The organism is Clostridioides sp. LIBA-2809 (assembly GCF_056688965.1).
Map to the genome: position 1 here is coordinate 3964617 of NZ_CP197004.1, position 21319 is coordinate 3985935.

The 21319-nt window shown below is 30.7% G+C and carries 15 protein-coding genes; 4 read left to right on the plus strand and 11 right to left on the minus strand.

Features of this window, described 5'->3' with window-relative positions; translation table 11 throughout:
• Window positions 1–100 precede the first annotated feature (100 nt).
• From pyk to ACTG44_RS18730, 10 genes are all read right to left on the minus strand, one after another.
• A complete protein-coding gene (pyk, locus tag ACTG44_RS18685) occupies window positions 101–1861 on the minus strand; it encodes a pyruvate kinase (RefSeq protein WP_021386316.1) in 1761 nt (586 codons plus the stop codon).
• A gap of 51 nt (window positions 1862–1912) precedes the next feature.
• The gene (pfkA, locus tag ACTG44_RS18690; RefSeq protein ID WP_021386333.1) at window positions 1913–2872 is read right to left on the minus strand and encodes a 6-phosphofructokinase; all 960 of its coding nucleotides are present in this window, start codon (window positions 2870–2872) and stop codon (window positions 1913–1915) included.
• A 208-nt stretch (window positions 2873–3080) separates the two neighbouring features.
• Window positions 3081–6650, minus strand: coding sequence for a DNA polymerase III subunit alpha (locus ACTG44_RS18695; protein ID WP_021386328.1), 3570 nt, complete (start codon window positions 6648–6650; stop codon window positions 3081–3083).
• Window positions 6651–6803: 153 nt separating this feature from the next.
• Window positions 6804–7754 (minus strand): DNA-binding protein WhiA, encoded by a 951-nt coding sequence (whiA, locus tag ACTG44_RS18700; RefSeq protein ID WP_021386323.1) that lies wholly within the window; start codon window positions 7752–7754, stop codon window positions 6804–6806.
• A gap of 16 nt (window positions 7755–7770) precedes the next feature.
• On the minus strand, window positions 7771–8196 hold the full coding sequence (locus tag ACTG44_RS18705; protein ID WP_003416968.1) for an NUDIX hydrolase: 426 nt from the start codon (window positions 8194–8196) through the stop codon (window positions 7771–7773).
• Window positions 8197–8264: 68 nt separating this feature from the next.
• Window positions 8265–9371, minus strand: coding sequence for a gluconeogenesis factor YvcK family protein (locus ACTG44_RS18710; RefSeq protein WP_479917717.1), 1107 nt, complete (start codon window positions 9369–9371; stop codon window positions 8265–8267).
• Between the two features lie 11 nt (window positions 9372–9382).
• A complete protein-coding gene (gene rapZ / locus ACTG44_RS18715) occupies window positions 9383–10240 on the minus strand; it encodes an RNase adapter RapZ (protein WP_021386320.1) in 858 nt (285 codons plus the stop codon).
• 27 nt (window positions 10241–10267) lie between these two features.
• On the minus strand, window positions 10268–10984 hold the full coding sequence (locus tag ACTG44_RS18720; RefSeq protein ID WP_021386308.1) for a PHP domain-containing protein: 717 nt from the start codon (window positions 10982–10984) through the stop codon (window positions 10268–10270).
• Window positions 10985–10987: 3 nt separating this feature from the next.
• Window positions 10988–11902 (minus strand): UDP-N-acetylmuramate dehydrogenase, encoded by a 915-nt coding sequence (gene murB, locus ACTG44_RS18725; RefSeq protein WP_479917718.1) that lies wholly within the window; start codon window positions 11900–11902, stop codon window positions 10988–10990.
• 272 nt (window positions 11903–12174) lie between these two features.
• On the minus strand, window positions 12175–12945 hold the full coding sequence (locus ACTG44_RS18730; RefSeq protein ID WP_021386327.1) for a formate/nitrite transporter family protein: 771 nt from the start codon (window positions 12943–12945) through the stop codon (window positions 12175–12177).
• A gap of 317 nt (window positions 12946–13262) precedes the next feature.
• Here ACTG44_RS18730 and cls point away from each other — a divergent pair, with 317 nt between their 5' ends.
• The 4 genes from cls to ACTG44_RS18750 all read left to right on the plus strand — a co-directional run bounded on the left by cls (window position 13263) and on the right by ACTG44_RS18750 (window position 19266).
• Complete coding sequence (gene cls, locus ACTG44_RS18735; RefSeq protein WP_479921015.1) at window positions 13263–14744, plus strand: cardiolipin synthase; 1482 nt, start codon at window positions 13263–13265, stop codon at window positions 14742–14744.
• Between the two features lie 317 nt (window positions 14745–15061).
• Window positions 15062–15559, plus strand: coding sequence for an NADH-quinone oxidoreductase subunit NuoE family protein (locus ACTG44_RS18740; protein WP_003416946.1), 498 nt, complete (start codon window positions 15062–15064; stop codon window positions 15557–15559).
• Between the two features lie 16 nt (window positions 15560–15575).
• Window positions 15576–17462: an NADH-quinone oxidoreductase subunit NuoF gene (locus tag ACTG44_RS18745; RefSeq protein WP_021386321.1), complete on the plus strand. Its 1887-nt coding sequence runs from the start codon at window positions 15576–15578 to the stop codon at window positions 17460–17462.
• Between the two features lie 22 nt (window positions 17463–17484).
• Entirely contained in the window at window positions 17485–19266 is a 1782-nt protein-coding gene (locus ACTG44_RS18750) for an NADH-dependent [FeFe] hydrogenase, group A6 (RefSeq protein ID WP_021386324.1), read from the plus strand.
• A gap of 121 nt (window positions 19267–19387) precedes the next feature.
• On the opposite strand, the gene ACTG44_RS18755 is transcribed toward ACTG44_RS18750, so the two are convergent.
• Entirely contained in the window at window positions 19388–21184 is a 1797-nt protein-coding gene (locus ACTG44_RS18755) for a MutS-related protein (RefSeq protein WP_479921016.1), read from the minus strand.
• Window positions 21185–21319 lie beyond the last annotated feature (135 nt).

The following is a 21319-nucleotide window of genomic DNA, read 5'->3' on the forward strand; positions in this document are numbered from 1 at the left end:
CTATTAACTAAACTATATTTTTTACTAAGCTACAATATTTTATTTTACCAAAAAAAAAGGAGCTTATAAAGCCCCTTGACAAATAAATTTATTATTTTTCCTATAAAACTCTAGTTGAACCTCTATATACCACACCTCTTGATGCATCCACAGTTACAACTTCTCCATTTTCTACTAAATTTGTTATATCTGTTGCAGACACAATAACTGGTATATCTAAATTTATACCTACAATAGCTGTATGTGATGTCATTCCACCATTCTCTGTTACTACAGCTCCTGCTTTCTCTATATAATTGTTCATTTCAGCATCAGTAGTCGTAGAAACAAGTATATCTCCTTCATTGAAATCTACACAAGCCTCTCCATTCTTTATTACACGAACTTTACCTTCCACTGTTTGAGTACCTACACCTATACCTTGAACAATTTCTTCACTTATTACATGAACTTTTATTAAGTTAGTAGTTCCGCTTACCCCTACTGGTACTCCAGCAGTTATAACTACTAACTCTCCATTATCTATATAATCTGCTTGTCTAGCTGCCTCTATTGCTTTTTCTATAACTTCATCTGTATTTCCTGCAACAGAAGATTTAACTGGATAAACTCCCCATGTAAGAGCTAGTTTATTCATAGTCTTTTCATTATTTGTAGTAGCTATTATTGGAGATTTTGGTCTAAACTTAGATACCATTCTAGCAGTATATCCCGAAGAAGTAGACGTTATTATAGCTGATGCATTTAAATCTACTGCTGTTGTACAAGTTGCATGACTTATTGCATCTGTTACAGTAACATTATTAGTTCCATTTTCCTTTAGTAATCTATCATAATCTAAAGTTTCTTCTGTTCTTTTTGCTATTGTAGCCATCATTTTTACTGCTTCTACAGGATATTTTCCAGCAGCAGTTTCTCCAGATAACATTATCGCATCTGTTCCATCATATATAGCATTAGCAACGTCTGTAACTTCTGCTCTTGTTGGTCTTGGATTTCTTATCATAGAATCAAGCATTTGAGTAGCAGTTACAACTGGTTTTGCTAATTCATTACATTTTTTTATCATCATTTTTTGAACTATTGGCATCTCTTCAGTAGGTATCTCAACACCTAAGTCACCTCTAGCCACCATTATACCATCAGAAACCTTTAATATTTCATCTAGGTTCTCTACACCTTCTTGGTTTTCTATCTTAGATATTATTTGTATATCAGTTGCATTATTATTTTCTAGTATTTCTCTTATCGCTAGTACATCAGATGCCTTTCTTACAAAAGAAGCTGCTATATAATCTATACCTTGACTTATTCCAAACTCTATATCACTTATATCTTTAGGAGTTATTGCTGGTAAATTTATCTTAACACCAGGTACATTTACTCCCTTGTGATTTTTAACTATCCCTGAGTTTTCAACAATACAAACTATATCTTCTCCATTTATTTCTTTTACTCTTAAGCCAACTAAGCCATCATCTATTAATATAGAATCTCCTGCTTTAACGTCTTCAGCAAGACCTTTATAGCTTACTGTACACATTTCTTTAGTTCCCATAACATCTTTCATAGTTATAGTGAACTTTTGCCCTTCTTCTAAAAATACCTCTGGGTCTTCAAAATTACCTGTTCTAATTTCTGGACCTTTAGTGTCTAATAATATAGCAACTGGCTTATTTAATTTCTCTCTAACTTTTTTTGCCATATCTATTCTTTCCTTATGTTCTTCATGTGAACCATGAGAAAAGTTAAATCTACACACATTTAGACCATTTTGCATAAGTTGAGTTAAAACTTCTTCGCTTTGTGATGCTGGACCTAGTGTACAAACAATTTTTGTCTTCTTTACATTATTTAACATATTTGCTCCTCCTGAGATATTATTCCACAGATTTATTTTTAATACTAAAACTTATATAGATAATATTTTTGCCATCTCATAAGCTTCTTTGTCAAACACTTTCTTTTGAGCTAAAGCCTCACTTATTTCTAAATCAATTATCTTATTTTCTTTTATTCCTACGACTCTAGCTGATTTTCCATCTAGTAATAATTCTACTGCTCTTACACCAAGTCTACTTGCTAGTATTCTATCAGATACAGTTGGACTTCCTCCTCTTTGGACATGCCCCAATACGGTTACTCTTAAGTCTGCCCCTGACTCTTTTTTAAGTTCTTTTTCTAAATCGCTAGCACTTCCGACACCTTCTGCCAAAACGATTATACTATGTCTCTTACCTCTTTTTTGAGTAGTCTTTAGTCTTAAAGCAACTTCATCAACTTTAATTTCTACTTCTGGTACTATTATAGTTTCAGCTCCCCCTGCAAGACCTGCATATAGAGCCAAATCTCCACAGTGTCTTCCCATGACTTCTACTATATTAACTCTTTCATGAGAAGATGATGTATCTCTTATCTTACCTATAGCATCTATAATAGTATTCATTGCAGTGTCAAATCCTATAGTATAATCTGTATATGCTAAATCGTTGTCTATAGTTCCTGGTATACCTATAGCTGGAAATCCTAAATCGCTAAGTTTTTGAGCTCCTGTAAATGAACCATCTCCACCAATTACAACTAAACAATCGATTTTATACTTTTTAAGAATTTTTACTGCTTTTAATCTACCTTCTTCTGTTTTAAATTCTTCACATCTAGAAGACTTTAATATAGTTCCTCCTCTGTGTATAATATCTCCAACAGAAGATAAGTTCATTTCAGTTAAATCTTCCTCTAGTAATCCCTTATATCCTCTATTGATTCCATATACTTTGCATCCATAATATATTGCTGATCTTACAACCGCTCTAATCGCAGCATTCATTCCTGGAGCATCTCCTCCACTTGTTAGTAATCCTATAGTTTTCATCTTTTTCCTCCTTGGATTTTATGTCAATTTTTTATTATAATCATTGTTATTATATGTTAATGGACTTTTTTTGTCCCTATATCATTTTTCAATCCCATCAAGACTAAAAAAATTAAATGTCCTTAAATGTCCATTTTGTGATATTATATCACAAAACGGACAATATTTTTCATATTATTATAATATATTTAGATTTTTATCCGAAAAATTAAGCTTTTATTTTTATGTTATCTTTAGGAAGTAACTTTTCTAAGTTATTTATAAATTCATCACATATACAAGTCAATACTCCTGTCATTTTATATGCTTTACGCTTACCATTTATATTTTCATCCATAGGATATAGGTATATACTATCATTGCCTGGATGCTGTTTAGCTATTTCTACAATATTATTAGTTGTATCTGTATCAGACATACTATCTATTTTCAAATACAATTTTTTACCACTTTGTGGTTTAATATCTTGTATATTTTTAGTTCTTCCTGAATTATAGTTTCTAGTTGCAAAATCAGTGCTATCGTTTATATCTTTTATCTCTCTAGCTATAAGTTTTGCATTTTCGCCTTCTTTTATACTTAATGTTCCTTTTACATAGATTATATTGTCTTCATTTAAAATGACATTGTATTTTTGTAATAATTGAGGAAAAACTACTATTTCTATAGCTCCATACAAATCTTCTAATTCAATAAACGCCATAATTTCATTTCTCTTTGTAGTTTTTATAGTTTTATTCACAATCATTCCGCCCATTATGGCATCTGTTTCATTCATTTGTATATATGCTTCTTCATCCTCTTTTAATGAATTTAATTTTCCATTATCTATAGATGTTTTTTCTTGCAACTCTTTTTCAAATTGTGATAAAGGATGTCCACTTACATACATTCCCAGTACTTCTTTTTCAAGATTAAGTCTCTCTCTTTCTTCATATTCTTGTCTTTTAGGTAAACTATATATTTGTTGAAAATCATTATCTTCTTCACTATCTCCAAAAGCATCAAATAGAGAAATTTGACCTTGAACATTTTTCTTTCTATCCATAGATACACTTTCTAATAAACTTTCATAACCAGCCATTAAACTAGCTCTATTTTCACTTATATTATCAAAAGCTCCACATTTTATTAAGCTTTCTATTACTCTCTTATTTGTATCTTTTTGGTCTAACCTCTTAACTAAATCTACTAAATCTACAAATAATCCATTCGATTCTCTTTCGTCAATTATATTGTTTATTATGTTTACACCAACATTTTTTACAGCAGCTAGACCAAATCTTATATTATTACCTTCAACTGAAAACTTTGAAAAACTTTTATTTATATCTGGAGGCAATACATCTATTTCTAATGCTTTACATTCTCTTATATACTCAACTACCTTGTCAGTATTTCCCATGACACTCGTTATCAACGCCGCCATAAATTCAACTGGATAATATGTTTTTAGATAAGCTGTCTCATATGCTAAAACTCCATATGCCGCCGCATGTGATTTATTAAATGCATAACGAGCAAAGTCTATCATATCATCAAATATTTTATTAGCTATTTCCTCTTCTACACCATTTCTAATGCAACCTGCGATTTCTATATTGCCATCTTCATCAAATTTACCATGGATAAAATATTGTCTTTCTTCTTCCATTACATCCATCTTTTTCTTACTCATGGCTCTTCTAACCAAGTCACTTCGACCGTAACTATAACCACCCAAATCTCTAACAACCTGCATAACTTGTTCTTGATATACCAAACAACCATATGTTACTTCCATTATAGGCTTTAATTTTTCATGTAGGTAGGTTACATCTTTTGGATTGCTTTTGTTTTTTATATATGCAGGTATAGAATCCATTGGGCCTGGTCTAAACAGAGATATTCCCGCTACAATATCTTCAAAGTTGTCTGGTCTTAGTTGCTTTATAAAGCTTCTCATACCAGCACTCTCCAATTGGAATACTCCTAATGTGTTTCCAGATGATAACATCTCATATACCTTTGGGTCATCATAATCCATCTTTGAAAAATCTATTTTTTCTGTATAGTTTTTTATAACTCTATTTTTTTCTATTAAATCAAGAGTGTCTCTTATAACTGTAAGTGTTCTTAATCCAAGAAAGTCCATCTTTAAAAGACCCAGTTCTTCAAGTGTCGTCATAGTAAATTGTGTTGTTATTGCATCTTGATGTTTATATAGAGGCACATACTCATCTACAGGATTTTTTGATATAACTACTCCTGCTGCATGAGTAGAAGCATGTCTTAACATTCCTTCTATCTGTTTAGATATATTTATTATCTCTTTTGTTTCAGGGTCTTGGTCATACAACTCTTTAAGGTTAGGATTTGTATCTAGAGCTTTATCTATTGTCATTCCCAAAGCAAAAGGAATTTCTTTAGCTATCTTGTCAACTTTATTGTATCCTATATCTAACACTCTTCCTACGTCTCTTATTGCTGCTTTTGCACCCATTGTCCCAAAAGTTATTATTTGTGCAACATGGTCATCACCATATTTTCTCTTTACATAATCTATAACTTCTTCTCTTCTCTCATAACAAAAATCTATATCTATATCTGGCATAGATATACGTTCTGGATTTAAAAAACGTTCAAATAAGAGAGAATATTTTATTGGGTCTATATCAGTTATCTTAAGTGTATATGCTACTATTGAACCAGCTGCACTACCTCTACCTGGACCTACTATAATATTATTTTCTTTAGAAAAGTTTATGAAATCCCATACAATTAAGAAGTACTCCATATAGCCCATTTTTTCAATTACATCTAATTCATAATTTAATCTCTCCAGTATCTCATCACTGGGATTGTCATATCTCTCTTTTAATCCATTAAAACATAACTCCCTTAAATAAGTTTCTGGTGTATATCCTTCTGGAACATCATACTTCGGAAGATGTATAGTATTAAAATCAAACTCTACATTACACATGTCAGCTATTTTCGTAGTATTATCAATAGCTTCTAATGCATATGGAAATAATTCTTCCATTTCTTCTCTTGATTTCAAATAGAACTCTTCACTACCAAATCTCATTCTATTTGGGTCATTTAATGTTTTTCCCATTTGAATACACATAAGGACATCATGTATTTTTGAATCTTCTTTATTTACATAGTGGACATCATTAGTCGCAACTAGTGGAATACCAGTCTCTTTTGATAATTTCACTAATCCAGAATTTACTTCTTTCTGTTCGGGTAAATTATGGTCTTGAATCTCCAAAAAGAAATTTTCTTCTCCAAATATATCCCTGTAATCAATAGCAAATTGTTTTGCCTTTTCATAATTTCTATTCATTAAGGCACGTGCTACATCTCCTGCAAGGCATGCAGAAAGTGCTATAATTCCCTCATTGTGTCTTTTAAGTTCTTCCATATCAACTCTAGGCTTATAATAAAAGCCTTCTACATATGAAGTCGAAACTATTTTTATTAAATTTTTATAGCCTTCCATATTCTTAGCTAATAGAACTAAATGTCCTTGATATTTATCATAGTTTGGGTCTTTATCTCTAAGTCCACGTGCAGCCGTATAGACCTCACATCCTATAATTGGCTTTATTCCTTCTTCTATAGCTGTTTTGTAGAAATCTATAACACCAAACATACAACCATGGTCAGTGATAGCTATTGAGCTCATGTTTAACTCCTTAGCTCTTTTTATAAGTTTTTTCACCCTCGAAAATCCATCGAGTAAACTATACTCAGTATGTACATGAAGATGAGCAAAATCTTTGTCCATTAAATCACCTCCTGTTTTATAAATTTAATTTTACCACAAATATATGTCTTAAAACAAAAACAGAGACTTTTATCTCAAAATAGGAATTAACTTCAACATATCCCATTATATGTTAGAAATTAATGCTTATTCTGAGATTGTCCCCTCAATTTATTATAATGATTTTTTTCTCAAATCTGTCGCAATTTCCTCTATTTTTCTAAGCCTGTGATTGACACCAGATTTTCCTATCGGTGGCTCTAACATCTCTCCAAGTTCTTTGAGAGTCATATCTTCATACTCAATTCTAATATTAGCTATTTCTTGTAAATTTTCTGGTAAGCTGCTAATTCCTATAGTTTCTTGTATGAACTTAATATTTTCTACTTGTCTTACTGCTGCATTTACTGTTTTAGAAAGGTTAGCTGTCTCACAATTTACTATCCTGTTTACATTATTTCTCATTTCTTTTACTATTTTAGTATTTTGGAGACTTAAAAGAGCGTGGTGTCCTCCTATAATACTCAACAAATCTGATATTTGTTCACTCTCTTTAATATAAACAACATGATTATTTTTTCTAGCCACAATTTTACTATTAAAACCTAAAGAGTTTATAAGCTCTTTTAAGGAATCTGCAAACTCCTCGTTGTTAGTCACAAATTCCATATGATAGTTCTTTTCTGGGTCACTTATAGAACCTCCACCAAGAAAAGCACCTCTTATGAAAGCTCTTTTACATCCTTCGTGTTTAATTAAGCTATCTGGAATTTTGTTTATAGTAAAAAATCCTTCTTTATCTTCAAGTATACCTAATTTTTTTAATAACTTTTCTGAACCCATTTCACTTGTTACCATCAATACATAACTGTTATTTCTCTTTAACATTTGATTCTTATTTACAGAGATTGTAGTATTAATATTAAAATTCTTTTTTAATAACTTGAATACTTTACGGGCTATTGAATTTAATTCTGTTGTTATCTTTAGATTTAGTTTTTTATATCCAACAATTTGTATACTTCCCCCTGATTTGACTAGAGCTGACAATTCAGCTATATTACAACATTCATTTCCAGATACAATTCTCGCTAGTTCATTTTTGGTTTCAGTTGAAAAAGACATCTCTATCACCCATTAACTAATTTTTCTTTAACCTTTTTTTTATTTCTTGTAAGGCAACCTTTATTATCTCCTTTTCATCATCATATCTAGCTAGGTCTACAACTCTATCTAGATGGATAAATTTAGCATCAATAAAGCCTTCCTCTTTTTGTGGAATAGTATCCATATTCTTTGCTTGCATCAAATACCAAAAAACTGTTTTATGAACTGCTCTATTTTCATCCCAGTTTTCTTTGAATGTATAATGTATTTCACCTAAATATTTCAATATATCTGCTTTTACTCCAGTTTCTTCACTTACTTCACGTAATGCTGCCTCTTGGTTATTTTCCCCTTCTTCTACTTTTCCTTTGGGTAGCACCCAATCTCCATTGAACTTCCTTAGTAAAAGAATTGTATTGCCAAACAGGACTACACCACCAGCACTAACCTCTTCTCTCATCGATGTTCACTCCTTAAAACTAACATAATGATAAGGATTTCTACACAATTTTTTAAAATCCTTTTTTACTAACTTTTGTTGTAATTATGATTTAGGGCTAACTCAATAACTATGTTAGATATATACTTTGCATCATGTCTTATATAATTATTTTTTATTTCAATTAAATTCTTTTCTACGGTTTTTATACCTATCTCTTTTAATTTATCTTTTTGTTTTTTATCAAGCAAAACTTGTTCTGCTCCATCCTGTCTATAAAGGTCAAGCATTTCCTCTGGCAATATTTCATTGTTTGCTATTACATAATCTATTAAACTCTCATCAGTATGCTTCACTATAGCATTAACATGCTCTAATACGTTGTAACCATCTGTCTCACCTGGCTGGGTCATTATATTTGATATATATACTTTTGGAGCTACAGACGATTTAATGGCATCTACAATCCCATCTACAAGTAGATTTGGTATGATACTTGTATATAGGCTTCCAGGACCCATAATTATAATATCAGCATCATAAATAGAAGCAATAACATCCTTTAATGGTTTGACATCTTTTGGATTTAAAAAAATTTTGTCAATAGAGCTTTTTTGACTTTTCGATTCTTCTGGTATGCTAGATTCTCCATTTATTATGTTGCCATTCTCCAATTTTGCAACTAAGTTTACATCTTCTAAGGTTACTGGCAAAACTCTTCCTGTTATAGCAAAAATCTCACTTAATTTATACACAGCCTTTTCAAAGTTGCCATACAATCCATTCATAGCAGCCAAAAATAAATTTCCAAAACTCTGACCTTTCAAAAGTCCTTCTGTAAATCTATATTGCATGACTTCATTCATTGTTGGTTCTATATTTGCAAGTGCTAATAGACAGTTTCTTATATCTCCTGGTGGTAGCATCCCTAGGTCTTCTCTCAATACACCTGAACCTCCACCATCATCAGCAACAGTAACAATTGCAGTGATATTCTGTGTGGAATGTTTAAGACCTCTTAAAAATACTGACTGACCAGTACCTCCACCTATCACTACTACATTTGGGTCTCTATTTTCAACAATAGACCTTTGAAATAATTTTACTTTTTCATTTTTTGCTTTTTTATATATAAATAACGATACAATTAATGCAATCCAACCTAAAATTCCTACAATAATAAGTAATTTAGCCATGTTTGCCTCCACTATCGTAACATAGAGTCTCTATGTTTCTTTACAACCCTATATCCTTTATTAGATAAATCCTCCGCTATAAGATTTGTTATAGTAACTGACCTATGTCTTCCACCTGTACATCCAACACCAATTACTAAATGTTGTTTTCCTTCCTCTATATATTGAGGCACTAAAAAATGAATCATATCTAAAAGTTTTATATAAAATTCTTCACTGATTTTAGAATTCATAACATAGTCTCTAACTTCTTTATCATCACCAGTTTTAGATCTCAATTCTTCAACATAATATGGATTTGGAAGAAATCTTACATCGAATACTAAATCTGCATCAGCAAGTATACCATGTTTAAACCCAAAAGATACTACAGATATAGTTAAATTTGGATTATCTTCACCAGAAGAATATATTTTCTTTATTTCTTCTTTAAGGTCTTTTGGCTTCATATTAGTTGTATCAATTATACATGTAGATAATTCCTTTAAAGGCTCCATTATTTTTCTTTCCATTTTTATACCTTCTGGAATCTGCATATCTTTTGCCAACGGATGATTTCTTCTTGTCATTTTATATCTCTTTAACAGTACATCATCATCACAATCCAAATATACCATCTCATATTCATAATTTTCTTTTTCCAAGTAGTTTAAGCTTTCATGAAGAGCTTCAAAAAATTTTCTTCCTCTTATATCTATCCCTAGAGCAACTTTATCAATACTTGAATTTGGTTGATAACATAATTCTGCAAATTTAGTTATTAAAGCAGGAGGTAGATTATCTACACAATAAAATCCCATATCCTCTAAAGCTCTCATTGTCTCACTTTTTCCAGATCCTGAAAGACCTGTAACTATAACAAATTTCATTGCTAACTCCTCCATTTTATCTTACGTTTATTCTATTATAATGTTTTCTACTAATGATACATCTAGATTAGAATTAAATACAGTCTTTATCGCTAGTTCAAAGTCACCAACTCGTTCTGGACAATGTGCGTCTGAACCTATCACAAATTTATTTTTTAACTCTTTTATCTTGTTTAATTGATTAACATTCAAAAAAGAATGACTACTATTTATTTCAAGTCTAGTATCTGTTTTTTTTGCTCTCTTTGCTACTTCTTCTATATACACATCGCCTTTATCTCCAGGATGAGTAATTATAAAAATATCATTATTACTCATCGCATTTATTACAGCTTTTGTATTATATTCTTTTGCTTTTTCAGTTTTGAATATATAATTATTACAATGATTTAATAGACTTTTGAATGAGGTTGGAGTAGAGCCAAAATGATAACCAGCCATAATATAGTCAAATTCTTTGATAAATTTATCATCCATATCTATATTCCCTTTGTCATCTAATATGTTACACTCCATACCTAAGAGTATATTTATATCACTATATTTATCATTTAAATAATTTACTTCTTCTCTCATTTTAAGAATATCTTTTTTCTTTACACCATATGCAATATGTTTATAACTATGGTCTGATATTCCTATTGTTTTTATTCCCTTAGAAATGGCCACCTTTACATTGTCTTCAATAGTCCCTTTTCCATGACTATATAATGTATGTGTATGATAATCAGCCAGTATTTTCATCTGTTAATCCTCTCCAAGTATTTTGACTTCTTCTTCCAACATAACCCCAAACTTGGCATATACAGCACTTTTTATAACATATATTAAATCTAAGATATCTTTAGCATTTGCTTCTCCTTGATTAACTACAAATCCACAATGCTTCTCAGACACTTGTGCTCCTCTTAAAGTAAGACCTCTTAATCCAGTTTCCTCTATTAATTTACCTGCAAAATATCCTGTTGGTCTTTTAAATGTACTTCCTGCACTAGCAAAATTTAATGGTTGTTTAGTTGTTCTTCTTGTTGCCAAATCGTCCATTAAACTTTTTATTTCATCATAATTTCCTTTTTGTAATTCTAATTCTGCTGATAAGGCTATATAGCCATTTTTTGATATTATACTTCCTCTATACCCAAATTCCATCTGTTCATTTGATAGTTCAAATATATTTCCTTCCATATCCATTAATCTTACTGATTTTACTATATCTTTCATTTCGCCACCATATGCCCCAGCATTCATGGCTAATGCTCCTCCCAATGTTCCAGGTATCCCTGATGCAAATTCAAATCCTTTTAATTCTTGTTTTTGAAGAGCTTTACCTAAAACTGATAACAAAACTCCTGACTGAGCAATCATTCTAGTATCATTTATTTCATAAGAATTGAAATTATCGGCTAATTCTATTACAATACCTCTTATTCCACCATCTTTAATTAAAATATTTGAGCCATTTCCAATTATTAAATATGGAATGGATTCCTTTTTTACCAACTGAAGTACATTTTTTAATTGTTCTTCTGTTCTAGGTCTAACCAATATATCTGCTGGTCCTCCTACTCTAAATGAAATATGCTTTTTCATAGGTTCATCAACTTTTATATCATCTTTACTTAATATATTTAATAAATTTTCGTATATATCTTGATTATTCATTGTATTTCCTCCCAAATTATACTGAACTTTAGCTGTCATTCTTATTTAAATTACATTAATATATAGTATTAACTATATTCAATAATATATGATTTTGCTTATCATATGGATTTTATATTTTAAGTTTCTTAATTACAAACTATATTCAATAAATATATAATAAATTAAAAAAAAAAAAATAACAACATATAAAAGAATATAAATAATTTAAAAAAAGCATCAATATCACTGATATCAATGCTTTAAAAGGCAATTTAATTCGTATTATTTATCTAACTATTTTTAACATAGCAAAGATAATAAATTCCTCCAACTATTATGGAACCTCCAACAATATTTCCAAGTGTTACAAATACCAAATTAGTTATGAATTGGACTATAGTTATATTTGCTCCTAATGCCATTCCCATTGGTATAAAAAACATGTTTGCAACGCTATGTTGGAATCCACATAACACAAATAGCATTATTACTGTCCAGCATGAAGTTAACTTTGATACTACATCTTGAGATGCTGTAGCCATCCATACAGCTAAAACTACTAGAATATTGCAAAGTATTGCTTTTAAAAACATTGAAACTATAGTTGAATTAACTTTAGCTTCTGCTACAGCTATAGCTTTTGTAGCTGCATCCCCTGTCAATGTAGAAGAATAAAATACAAGTGCGACTAATAAAATTGAACCTACTAAATTTGCAAAATAAACCAGTCCCCAGTTTCTTAACATTTTTCCTAATGTTATTTTTTTGTCCATAAGTGGAATAAGCATTAAAGTATTTCCAGTGAATAACTCTGCTCCTGCTACCACTACAAGCATAAGACCTACTGGAAAGACCATAGCACTTAAAAAACTAGCTACTCCTGGGTCTATTTTACCGAAAGTCTGACTAACTATAATACTCCCCAATGCCCCTAAACCTATAAATGCGCCTCCAAATAAACCTAATAAAATTGCATTTTGTGTTGAAATATTCGCTTTTTTAATGCCAGCACTTATAGTTGCTTGTGCTGTTTCCCCAGGTGTCAAGAATCCTTTACTCATAAATCCTTCCCCCTTAAAAATTATACTTTTCCTTGTCTTTTTATGGCAATAATTATATAATAACAATATGATATATAATAAATTTTATTAACATAAAAAATATACTATATGCTTATATATACTTGTCTCATATAATTATACTATTTATTATATACCAACTTTGTTAATTTCGAAATAATTTATATCGAATTTGAAAAATTTACCTCTCGATTATTTATTTTACTTTTTTATTGTTGAGGTATTATATATAATAGATATATGTTTGTGTTATTATATATAATTACTTATTTTAATAAATATTTGAAGGAGGAAATTTTATGTTTGATATATCATTTTTCGAAATGTCGATATATGAAATAGCAGTTACTACAATATATATAATTAATTTCATGGTTATACTGAACCTTATCTTTAGAGAAAAAAGAAACATAAATACAACTCTAACATGGCTTCTTATATTAGTGTTAATCCCTGCACTTGGATTCATACTTTATATAGCTTTTGGTAGAAACATTTCAAAAAACAATATGTTTAGATTAAAAGAAAAGGACGATAAGATAATCAAAAGTAACATACTAGATACTCAGGTTAAGTTACAGTCTACTTCTGAAATTGATTCAGATATACATCAACATAAGGATATGATTTATGCATTAGCTAATTCAAATAATGCTCATTATACCAATAATAACGATGTGTGGATTTATGCTGAGTCTAGTCAATTTTTTAACAGTCTTCTTGAAGAACTTAAAAAGGCTAAAAAATATATAAACATACAATTTTACATTTTCAAAGATGACAAAATCGGAACTGAAATAATCGACATTCTAGTAGCTAAAGCTAAAGAAGGTGTCGAGGTAAGACTTTTATTTGACGCCGTTGGTGGTAGAACACTAAAGAATAGTACACTTTCTAGACTTAAAGAAAGTGGTGTTAAGGTTGGAAGTTTCTTCCCATCATTCTTAAAAATTGTAAACTTTAACTTAAACTATAGGAATCACCGAAAAATTGTTGTTATTGATGGTAAGGTAGGATTTGTAGGTGGATATAATGTTGGTGATGAATATTTAGGTAGAAATCCAAAATTTGGTCTATGGAGAGATACACATACTAAGCTTACTGGTGATTGTGTAATTGACCTGAATATGAGATTTATCCTTGATTGGAGATACACAACTAAAGAAGATTTAGACTTAGAAAAGTACTTTATAGAAGAAGAAGCACACTCTAATCATCCTTCTGAAAATATTGGGATTCAGATAGTGTCAAGTGGTCCAGATATATCAGAGCTTGACGAAATTAAATATGGTTACCTTAAAATGATTCAGAAAGCTAGAAAATATATATATATACAGAGTCCTTATTTAATACTTGACTCAACGTTTATAGATACTTTAAAAATAGCTTGTTTATCTGGTGTTGATGTAAGAATTATGATTCCTTCTAAACCTGACCATCCTTTTGTATACTGGGCATCATATTCATATGCTGGAGAGCTTTTAAACTTTGGAGCTAAAATTTATACTTATGGGCAAAATGCATTTTTACATGCTAAAACGATAGTTATAGATGACTCTATCTGCTCTATAGGAACAGCTAATATGGACATAAGAAGCTTTGAACTTAATTTTGAAGTAAATGCATTTATGTACTCTTCAAAAAAAGCATTGGAACAAAGAATTATATTTGAAAATGATATTTTAGATTCAAAAGAAATAACATTAGATATATATAATTCTAGGTCTACTTATATAAAAATCAAGGAATCAATTTCTAGACTATTATCAGCAGTTTTATAAATCTTTTATTTTATAAAAATTTTACATTTCAGTTTATTTTTTAAAGTTTTTTATATATATTATTTTTTTTTTATTGAATTTAGTCCATTTTTTTTATTTTTTTTAACTATTCTGAATTATTTTATATTATAATAGACTAGTATAGTTTTTATTTTTAATAGGTAACTTTTTTGCATTGTTTTTATGAATAAAGAAATTGTTGTATATTGTTCTTTCTTTATTGTTTTGGTTTTGTTCACCAACATAAGGTTGGGGTCAACTCATGGTTAATTATTTTTTGAAAAATAATAACTTTAAAAAGAAAAGGGGGATTTGTTATGTGCGATTTTATTTCACACAACAAGCAATTATTTGACGAACTAGATATATTTATTGACTCTCTTGCAACAAAGGAAGGTGCGTTAATACAAGTTCTACATGAAGCGCAAGGTATATTTGGATATCTTCCAAAAGAAGTTCAGCTTCATGTTGCTAGAAAACTTGGCGTAGCTCCTGCAAAGGTATATGGAGTTGTTACATTCTATTCTTATTTTACTACAGAACCTGTAGGTAAGTATAAAATCAGTGTCTGTCTAGGTACTGTATGTTTTGTAAAAGGTGCTGACAAGATATTAAGCGCTTTTGAAAAACAGCTTGGTATAAAAGTTGGAGAAACTACTAGTGATTTTAAATTTTCTTTAGAAGGTTTAAGATGCTTGGGGGCATGTGGTTTAGCTCCAGTTGTTACTGTAAATGGTAAAGTTTATGGTAAGGTAAAACCCGACCAAGTAAGCGAAATATTAGATACTTATAGAGAATTAGAATTGAATTGTTAAGAGGGGTGAATAAATAATGCGTAAAGTAAATTCATTTGATGAATTAAAAGTTTTGGCTGATGAGCTGAAACCTAATCTTAGCTTAAGAAAAAATTATTCTAAGGAAAATGTATTAAGAAGAGAATTACTTGTTTGTTGTGATACTGGATGTACATCTTCAAACAGTATGGAAATAGTTAGTGAATTAGAAAATGAAATAAAAAAATCAGGAATCCAAGACAAAGTTAGTGTTCGCTTGACTGGTTGTTTTGGTTTCTGTGCTCAAGGTCCTATCGTAAAAGTTTATCCTGATAACGTTTTCTACGTAAAGGTTGAACCATCAGATGCTGAAAAGATAGTTCAAAGCCACTTGATTAGAAATACAGTTGTTGAGGAATTATTATATGAAGAAGAATCTTTAAGTAAAAAAGTAGAAGAACAAGAAGAAATGTCTTTCTACAAGAAGCAATTACGTATAGCTTTAAAAAATTGTGGACTTATAGACCCAGATAGTATAGAAGAATATATTGCCAATGATGGTTATTTAGCCCTAGGCAAATGTTTAACTTCTCTTACTCCTCAAGAAGTTATTGCAGAAGTAAAAACTTCTGGTCTTCGTGGTAGAGGTGGTGCTGGTTTCCCTACAGGATCTAAATGGGAAGCTGCTTCAAAAAATCCTGCTGGTCCAACAGATAAAAAATTCGTTGTCTGTAATGCTGACGAAGGTGACCCAGGTGCATTTATGGATAGATCAGTACTTGAAGGTGACCCTCACAGTGTACTAGAAGCTATGGCAATATGCGGATATGCTATAGGCTCTGATACAGGTTACATATACATAAGAGCAGAATATCCAAAATCTATAGAAAGATTAAAAGTAGCTATAGCTCAAGCTGAAAAATATGGTTTACTTGGCGAAAATATATTAGGTACTGGATTTAACTTTAAATTAGAATTAAAATACGGTGCAGGAGCTTTCGTTTGTGGTGAAGGTACAGCTCTAATGCATTCAATTGAAGGTAGACGTGGAGAACCTAGAATGAAGACTTATAGTTCTTCTAAGAGTGGTTTATGGAAATCTCCTACTTGTTTAAACAATGTTGAGACTTTTGCTAATATTCCAGCAATCATACTGAATGGTGGAAGCTGGTTTGCTAACTTAGGAACTGAAGATTCTAGTGGTACTAAAGTTTTTGCTCTTGGTGGAAAAGTAGAAAACGTGGGGCTTGTTGAAGTTCCAATGGGTACTACTTTAAGAGATATTGTATTTGAAATTGGTGGAGGAATCCCTGAAGACAAACAATTCAAGGCAGTTCAAACAGGTGGGCCATCTGGTGGATGTATACCAACTGAGCATTTGGACATCCCTATAGACTTTGGTTCATTAAGTTCTATAGGCTCAATGATGGGTTCTGGTGGTATGCTTGTTCTTGATGAATCTGACTGTATGGTAGATATAGCCAAATTCTTCCTTGAGTTTACTGTTGAAGAATCTTGTGGTAAATGTACGCCTTGTCGTATAGGTACTACAAGATTATTAGAAATATTAACTAAAATTACAGAAGGTAATGGTACTCTACAAGATTTAGATGACCTAGAAAACCTTGCTGAAACTATACAAACTGCTTCATTATGTGGTCTTGGTAAAGCTGCTCCAAACCCTGTTTTAAGTACTCTTCAATATTTCAAAGATGAGTATATAGCTCATGTTGTGGATAAGAAATGTCCTGCTGGCAAATGTCAAAACTTACTTTCTTACTTTATAACAGATGCTTGTAAGGGTTGTACAAAATGTTCTAGAGTGTGTCCTGCTGGTTGTATAACAGGTTCTGTTAAAGAACAACATACAATAGATACTTCTAAGTGTCTAAAATGTGGTGCTTGTATAGATAATTGTACATTTAACGCTATAATCAAGAAATAACTTATTTGGAGGAGGAATAACAATGAGTTTAGTTAATTTAACTATTAATGGCAAACACGTTTCAGCACCTAGTGGAACTTCTATCTTAGATGCTGCGAAATTAATAAATATAAAAATACACAATCTTTGTCATTTACATATGAATGAAATAGATAAGCTTGACACTTGTGCATCTTGTCGTGTTTGTATGGTTGAGACAGAGAGAGGCCTAGTTCCAGCTTGTGGGACAGTTATAAAGGAAGGTATGAGAGTTCAAACTAATAGTGCAAAAGCATTAAATGCTCGTAGGACTATTGTTGAATTATTGTTATCAGACCATCCACAAGATTGTTTTGTATGTGAAAAAAATGGAGATTGTGAATTACAGACTATAGCTGCTGATTTAGGAGTAAGAAAAATAAGATATCAAGGTTCTAAATCTTTTGCAGGTAAGGATACTTCTACTAAGTCTTTAGTTAAAGACCACTCTAAGTGTATATTATGTAGAAGATGTGAAACTGTATGTAATGATATACAAACAGTAGGAGCATTATCTGGAGTTAATCGTGGATTTAATACTTTAGTTAGTACATTCTTTAACGCTGATATGGTTGAAACAGAGTGTACATTCTGTGGTCAATGTATATCTGTCTGTCCAACTGGAGCATTAACAGAAGTAGACAATGTACCTAAACTTTGGGATGTTTTAAATAGAAAAGAAAAAACTATAGTAGTGCAAGTTGCTCCTGCTGTAAGAGTTGCAATTGGTGAAGAATTTGGATTAGAGCCAGGTTCAATTTCTACAGGAAAAATGGTAGCTGCTTTAAAAGCACTTGGATTTGAACATGTATTTGATACAAACTTTGGTGCAGACTTTACTATCATGGAAGAAGCTACTGAATTTATAGAGAGAATTCAAAGTGGTGAAAATCTTCCTATATTAACTAGTTGTTGTCCTGCATGGGTAAACTTCTTAGAGCATAATTATCCAGATAAGTTAAATTTAGCATCTAGCTGTAAGTCTCCTCAAGGTATGTTTGGTTCTATAGCTAAAAATTACTACGCACCTAAAATATTAGGAATCAATCCTGAAGAGCTTTATGTTGTATCTGTAATGCCTTGTGTAGCTAAAAAATATGAAGCTTCAAGAGAAGAATTAAGTGAATCTGGAATACTAGATGTTGACCTTTCTATAACTACTAGAGAGTTAGCTAAGATGATAAAAGAGGCTGCTATCGATTTACCTAATCTTCAAGACCAAGATTTTGATAATCCTTTAGGAAAATCTACAGGTGCTGCATCTATATTTGGAGCAAGTGGTGGAGTTCTAGAAGCTGCTCTACGTACTTCATATGAGAAGATAACTAATAAGACTTTAGATAATGTAAACTTTACTAATGTTAGAGGTCTTAAAGGAATAAGAGAAGCAAGCATAGATGTTGATGGAACTACAGTTAATGTGTGTATTGTAAATACACTTAAAAATGCTAGAAAGATTATGGATAAGGTTAGAAGTGGAGAATGTAAATATCACATTATAGAAGTTATGGCATGTCCTGGTGGATGTGTTGGAGGTGCTGGTCAACCTTATCACCATGGTAATACTGAAATAGTTGATAGACGTGCAAATGCATTATATGAAATAGATAGAAATAAAGCTATTCGTAAATCTCATGAAAATCCTGATTTACAGGCTATTTATAAAGACTTCTTTGGAGACCCAAATAGTGATGTAGCTCATAAATACCTTCATACTCATTACTTCGATAAGAGCTGTATTTATGGAGAATGTCCACAAGAATGTGCTTGTGAGGAATCTAAATAAGCTCTAACAATTATAAAATTAAGTGTTCTTAAATAAAAGGATTGTCTCAAAATACTCTTAAGTATTTTAAGACAATCCTTATTAGTTTAATTTAATACAACTTCCTAGACTCATAGATTAATTAAAGAATCCCAGCCATCCTCATAAGTTGTTTTGCATTTGTAGTTTTACATCTTCCATCTTTTATCATATAGTCAAAATGGATTTTATCATCTACATAGTACTCTGAGAAATGATAGTTTACAACTTCAACATCTCCACTACCTGAAAGGTCACATAACTCAAAATCATGTGTTGTAACCATACTTATAACCCATGGTCTTGATAGCTTCTTTACTGCCTCACTTGCCCCAATAATTCTATCAGCAGAGTTAGTTCCCTTAAAAATCTCATCCACTAAAACCAACATTGGTAATTCTTTTAAGCTATATTGAATCATTGATTTTATTCTAAGAATCTCAGCATAAAAAGTTGATATTCCTTGGCTTACATCATCTTGTATTCTCATAGATGTAAATATAGCCATACAAGTTGCATCAAAATTTTTAGCGCATACTGGCCCTCCTGCATATGCTAATACTAAGTTCACTCCTATACTTCTTAAAAATGTTGTTTTTCCAGACATATTTGAACCTGTAATAATACATGTCTGAGAATTTAATTGTATTGAGTTTGCTATTACACTTTTCTCTGCTATCAATGGATGATATACTTCTTCAACTTTTAACCTTGGAGCATCTTCATATTTTATTACTGGAAAGCATGTATTCTCCTTTACATGACCAATAACTGTTAAACTTATTAGAGCTTCAAATTCCCCAATAGATTCCAGCCATCCTCTAATTTGATTTCCATACATTCCTTTCCATCGTTCCAGAGATTCTGCACAATGATAATTCCACATAAGAACACCACAAGCAATTATATATAATATCTGATTATATCTTAAATTCACAGCATTTCCTATTGAATTCAATTGTTTAATACCTTTTGAAACGCCACTTCCCTTAGAAAGTTTTTCTTGTAATTCTTTCAAGTAAGTACTTTCAAATGTCTCTTTTTCTAAAACCTCAAACATCTTTTCATATACTTGTATATTTCTACTAAATGAAAATAATGGAGAAAGAGTTTGCATAAGTTTCGTATGCCCAAAGCCACTAAATCCCAACTGTATTATAAAAAGTAAAAAAACAGGTAAAATAGGTAAAAAACCTAATGTAAAAAATATAAAAGATAGGATTGTAGCAGTAGGTAGACCCCAAGTAAAAATATGCATCCATTTAGGTATATATACATTTTTATTTTCTCCATACTCTATAAATGTTTCTATACTCCCATCAGAGTTATTTTTTTGCTCCTTACCAATTATATTGCTCAGTGTTTGAATATGAATAGAAAAGTCATCTTTTGATAAAAGTTCTTTTATTGCCATTTGTCTCTCTGATATTATCTTATCATCTGGATTTTCATTCCATAATGACTTATCCAAAGACTTCTTCCCATAAGATGTATTAGCCACACATATATATTGATACAATGAAGCTCTTCCAAACAAATCTAAATCTTTTGCTTGTGAATTCTCATCTTTTAAGTATTCTTTACCATCTATTTTGAATTCTTTCCATCCATCTCCAAATCGTTTGATATACTTGTCTATTACTTCACTCTTACTTTTAAAATATATTTCTTCTTCTTTTACTTTATTATGAATAACCAAGAGTGCTATAAATAATATAATTGCTATAGCTCCAACAAAAATACCTGCTATATTTTTATTATAAAATCCAATAGCAAATCCTGCTATCACTATCAAAAAAGAGATTAATCTTGCTGTGCTTATATTATTTGACTTTTTACTTAAGAGCAATTCTTTTTCAGTAGTACTTTGTAAAAGTTTACTAAAATAGTCTATTCCCATAAAAAATTCCAACTTTCTTATTATATAATAAAATTCAAATATAAAATTAATCTAGTGTGATTTTAATCTATTATTTTAAATTTTCCTTATATGATATATATTATTAATAAATATTATATACAACTTAATTTTAAT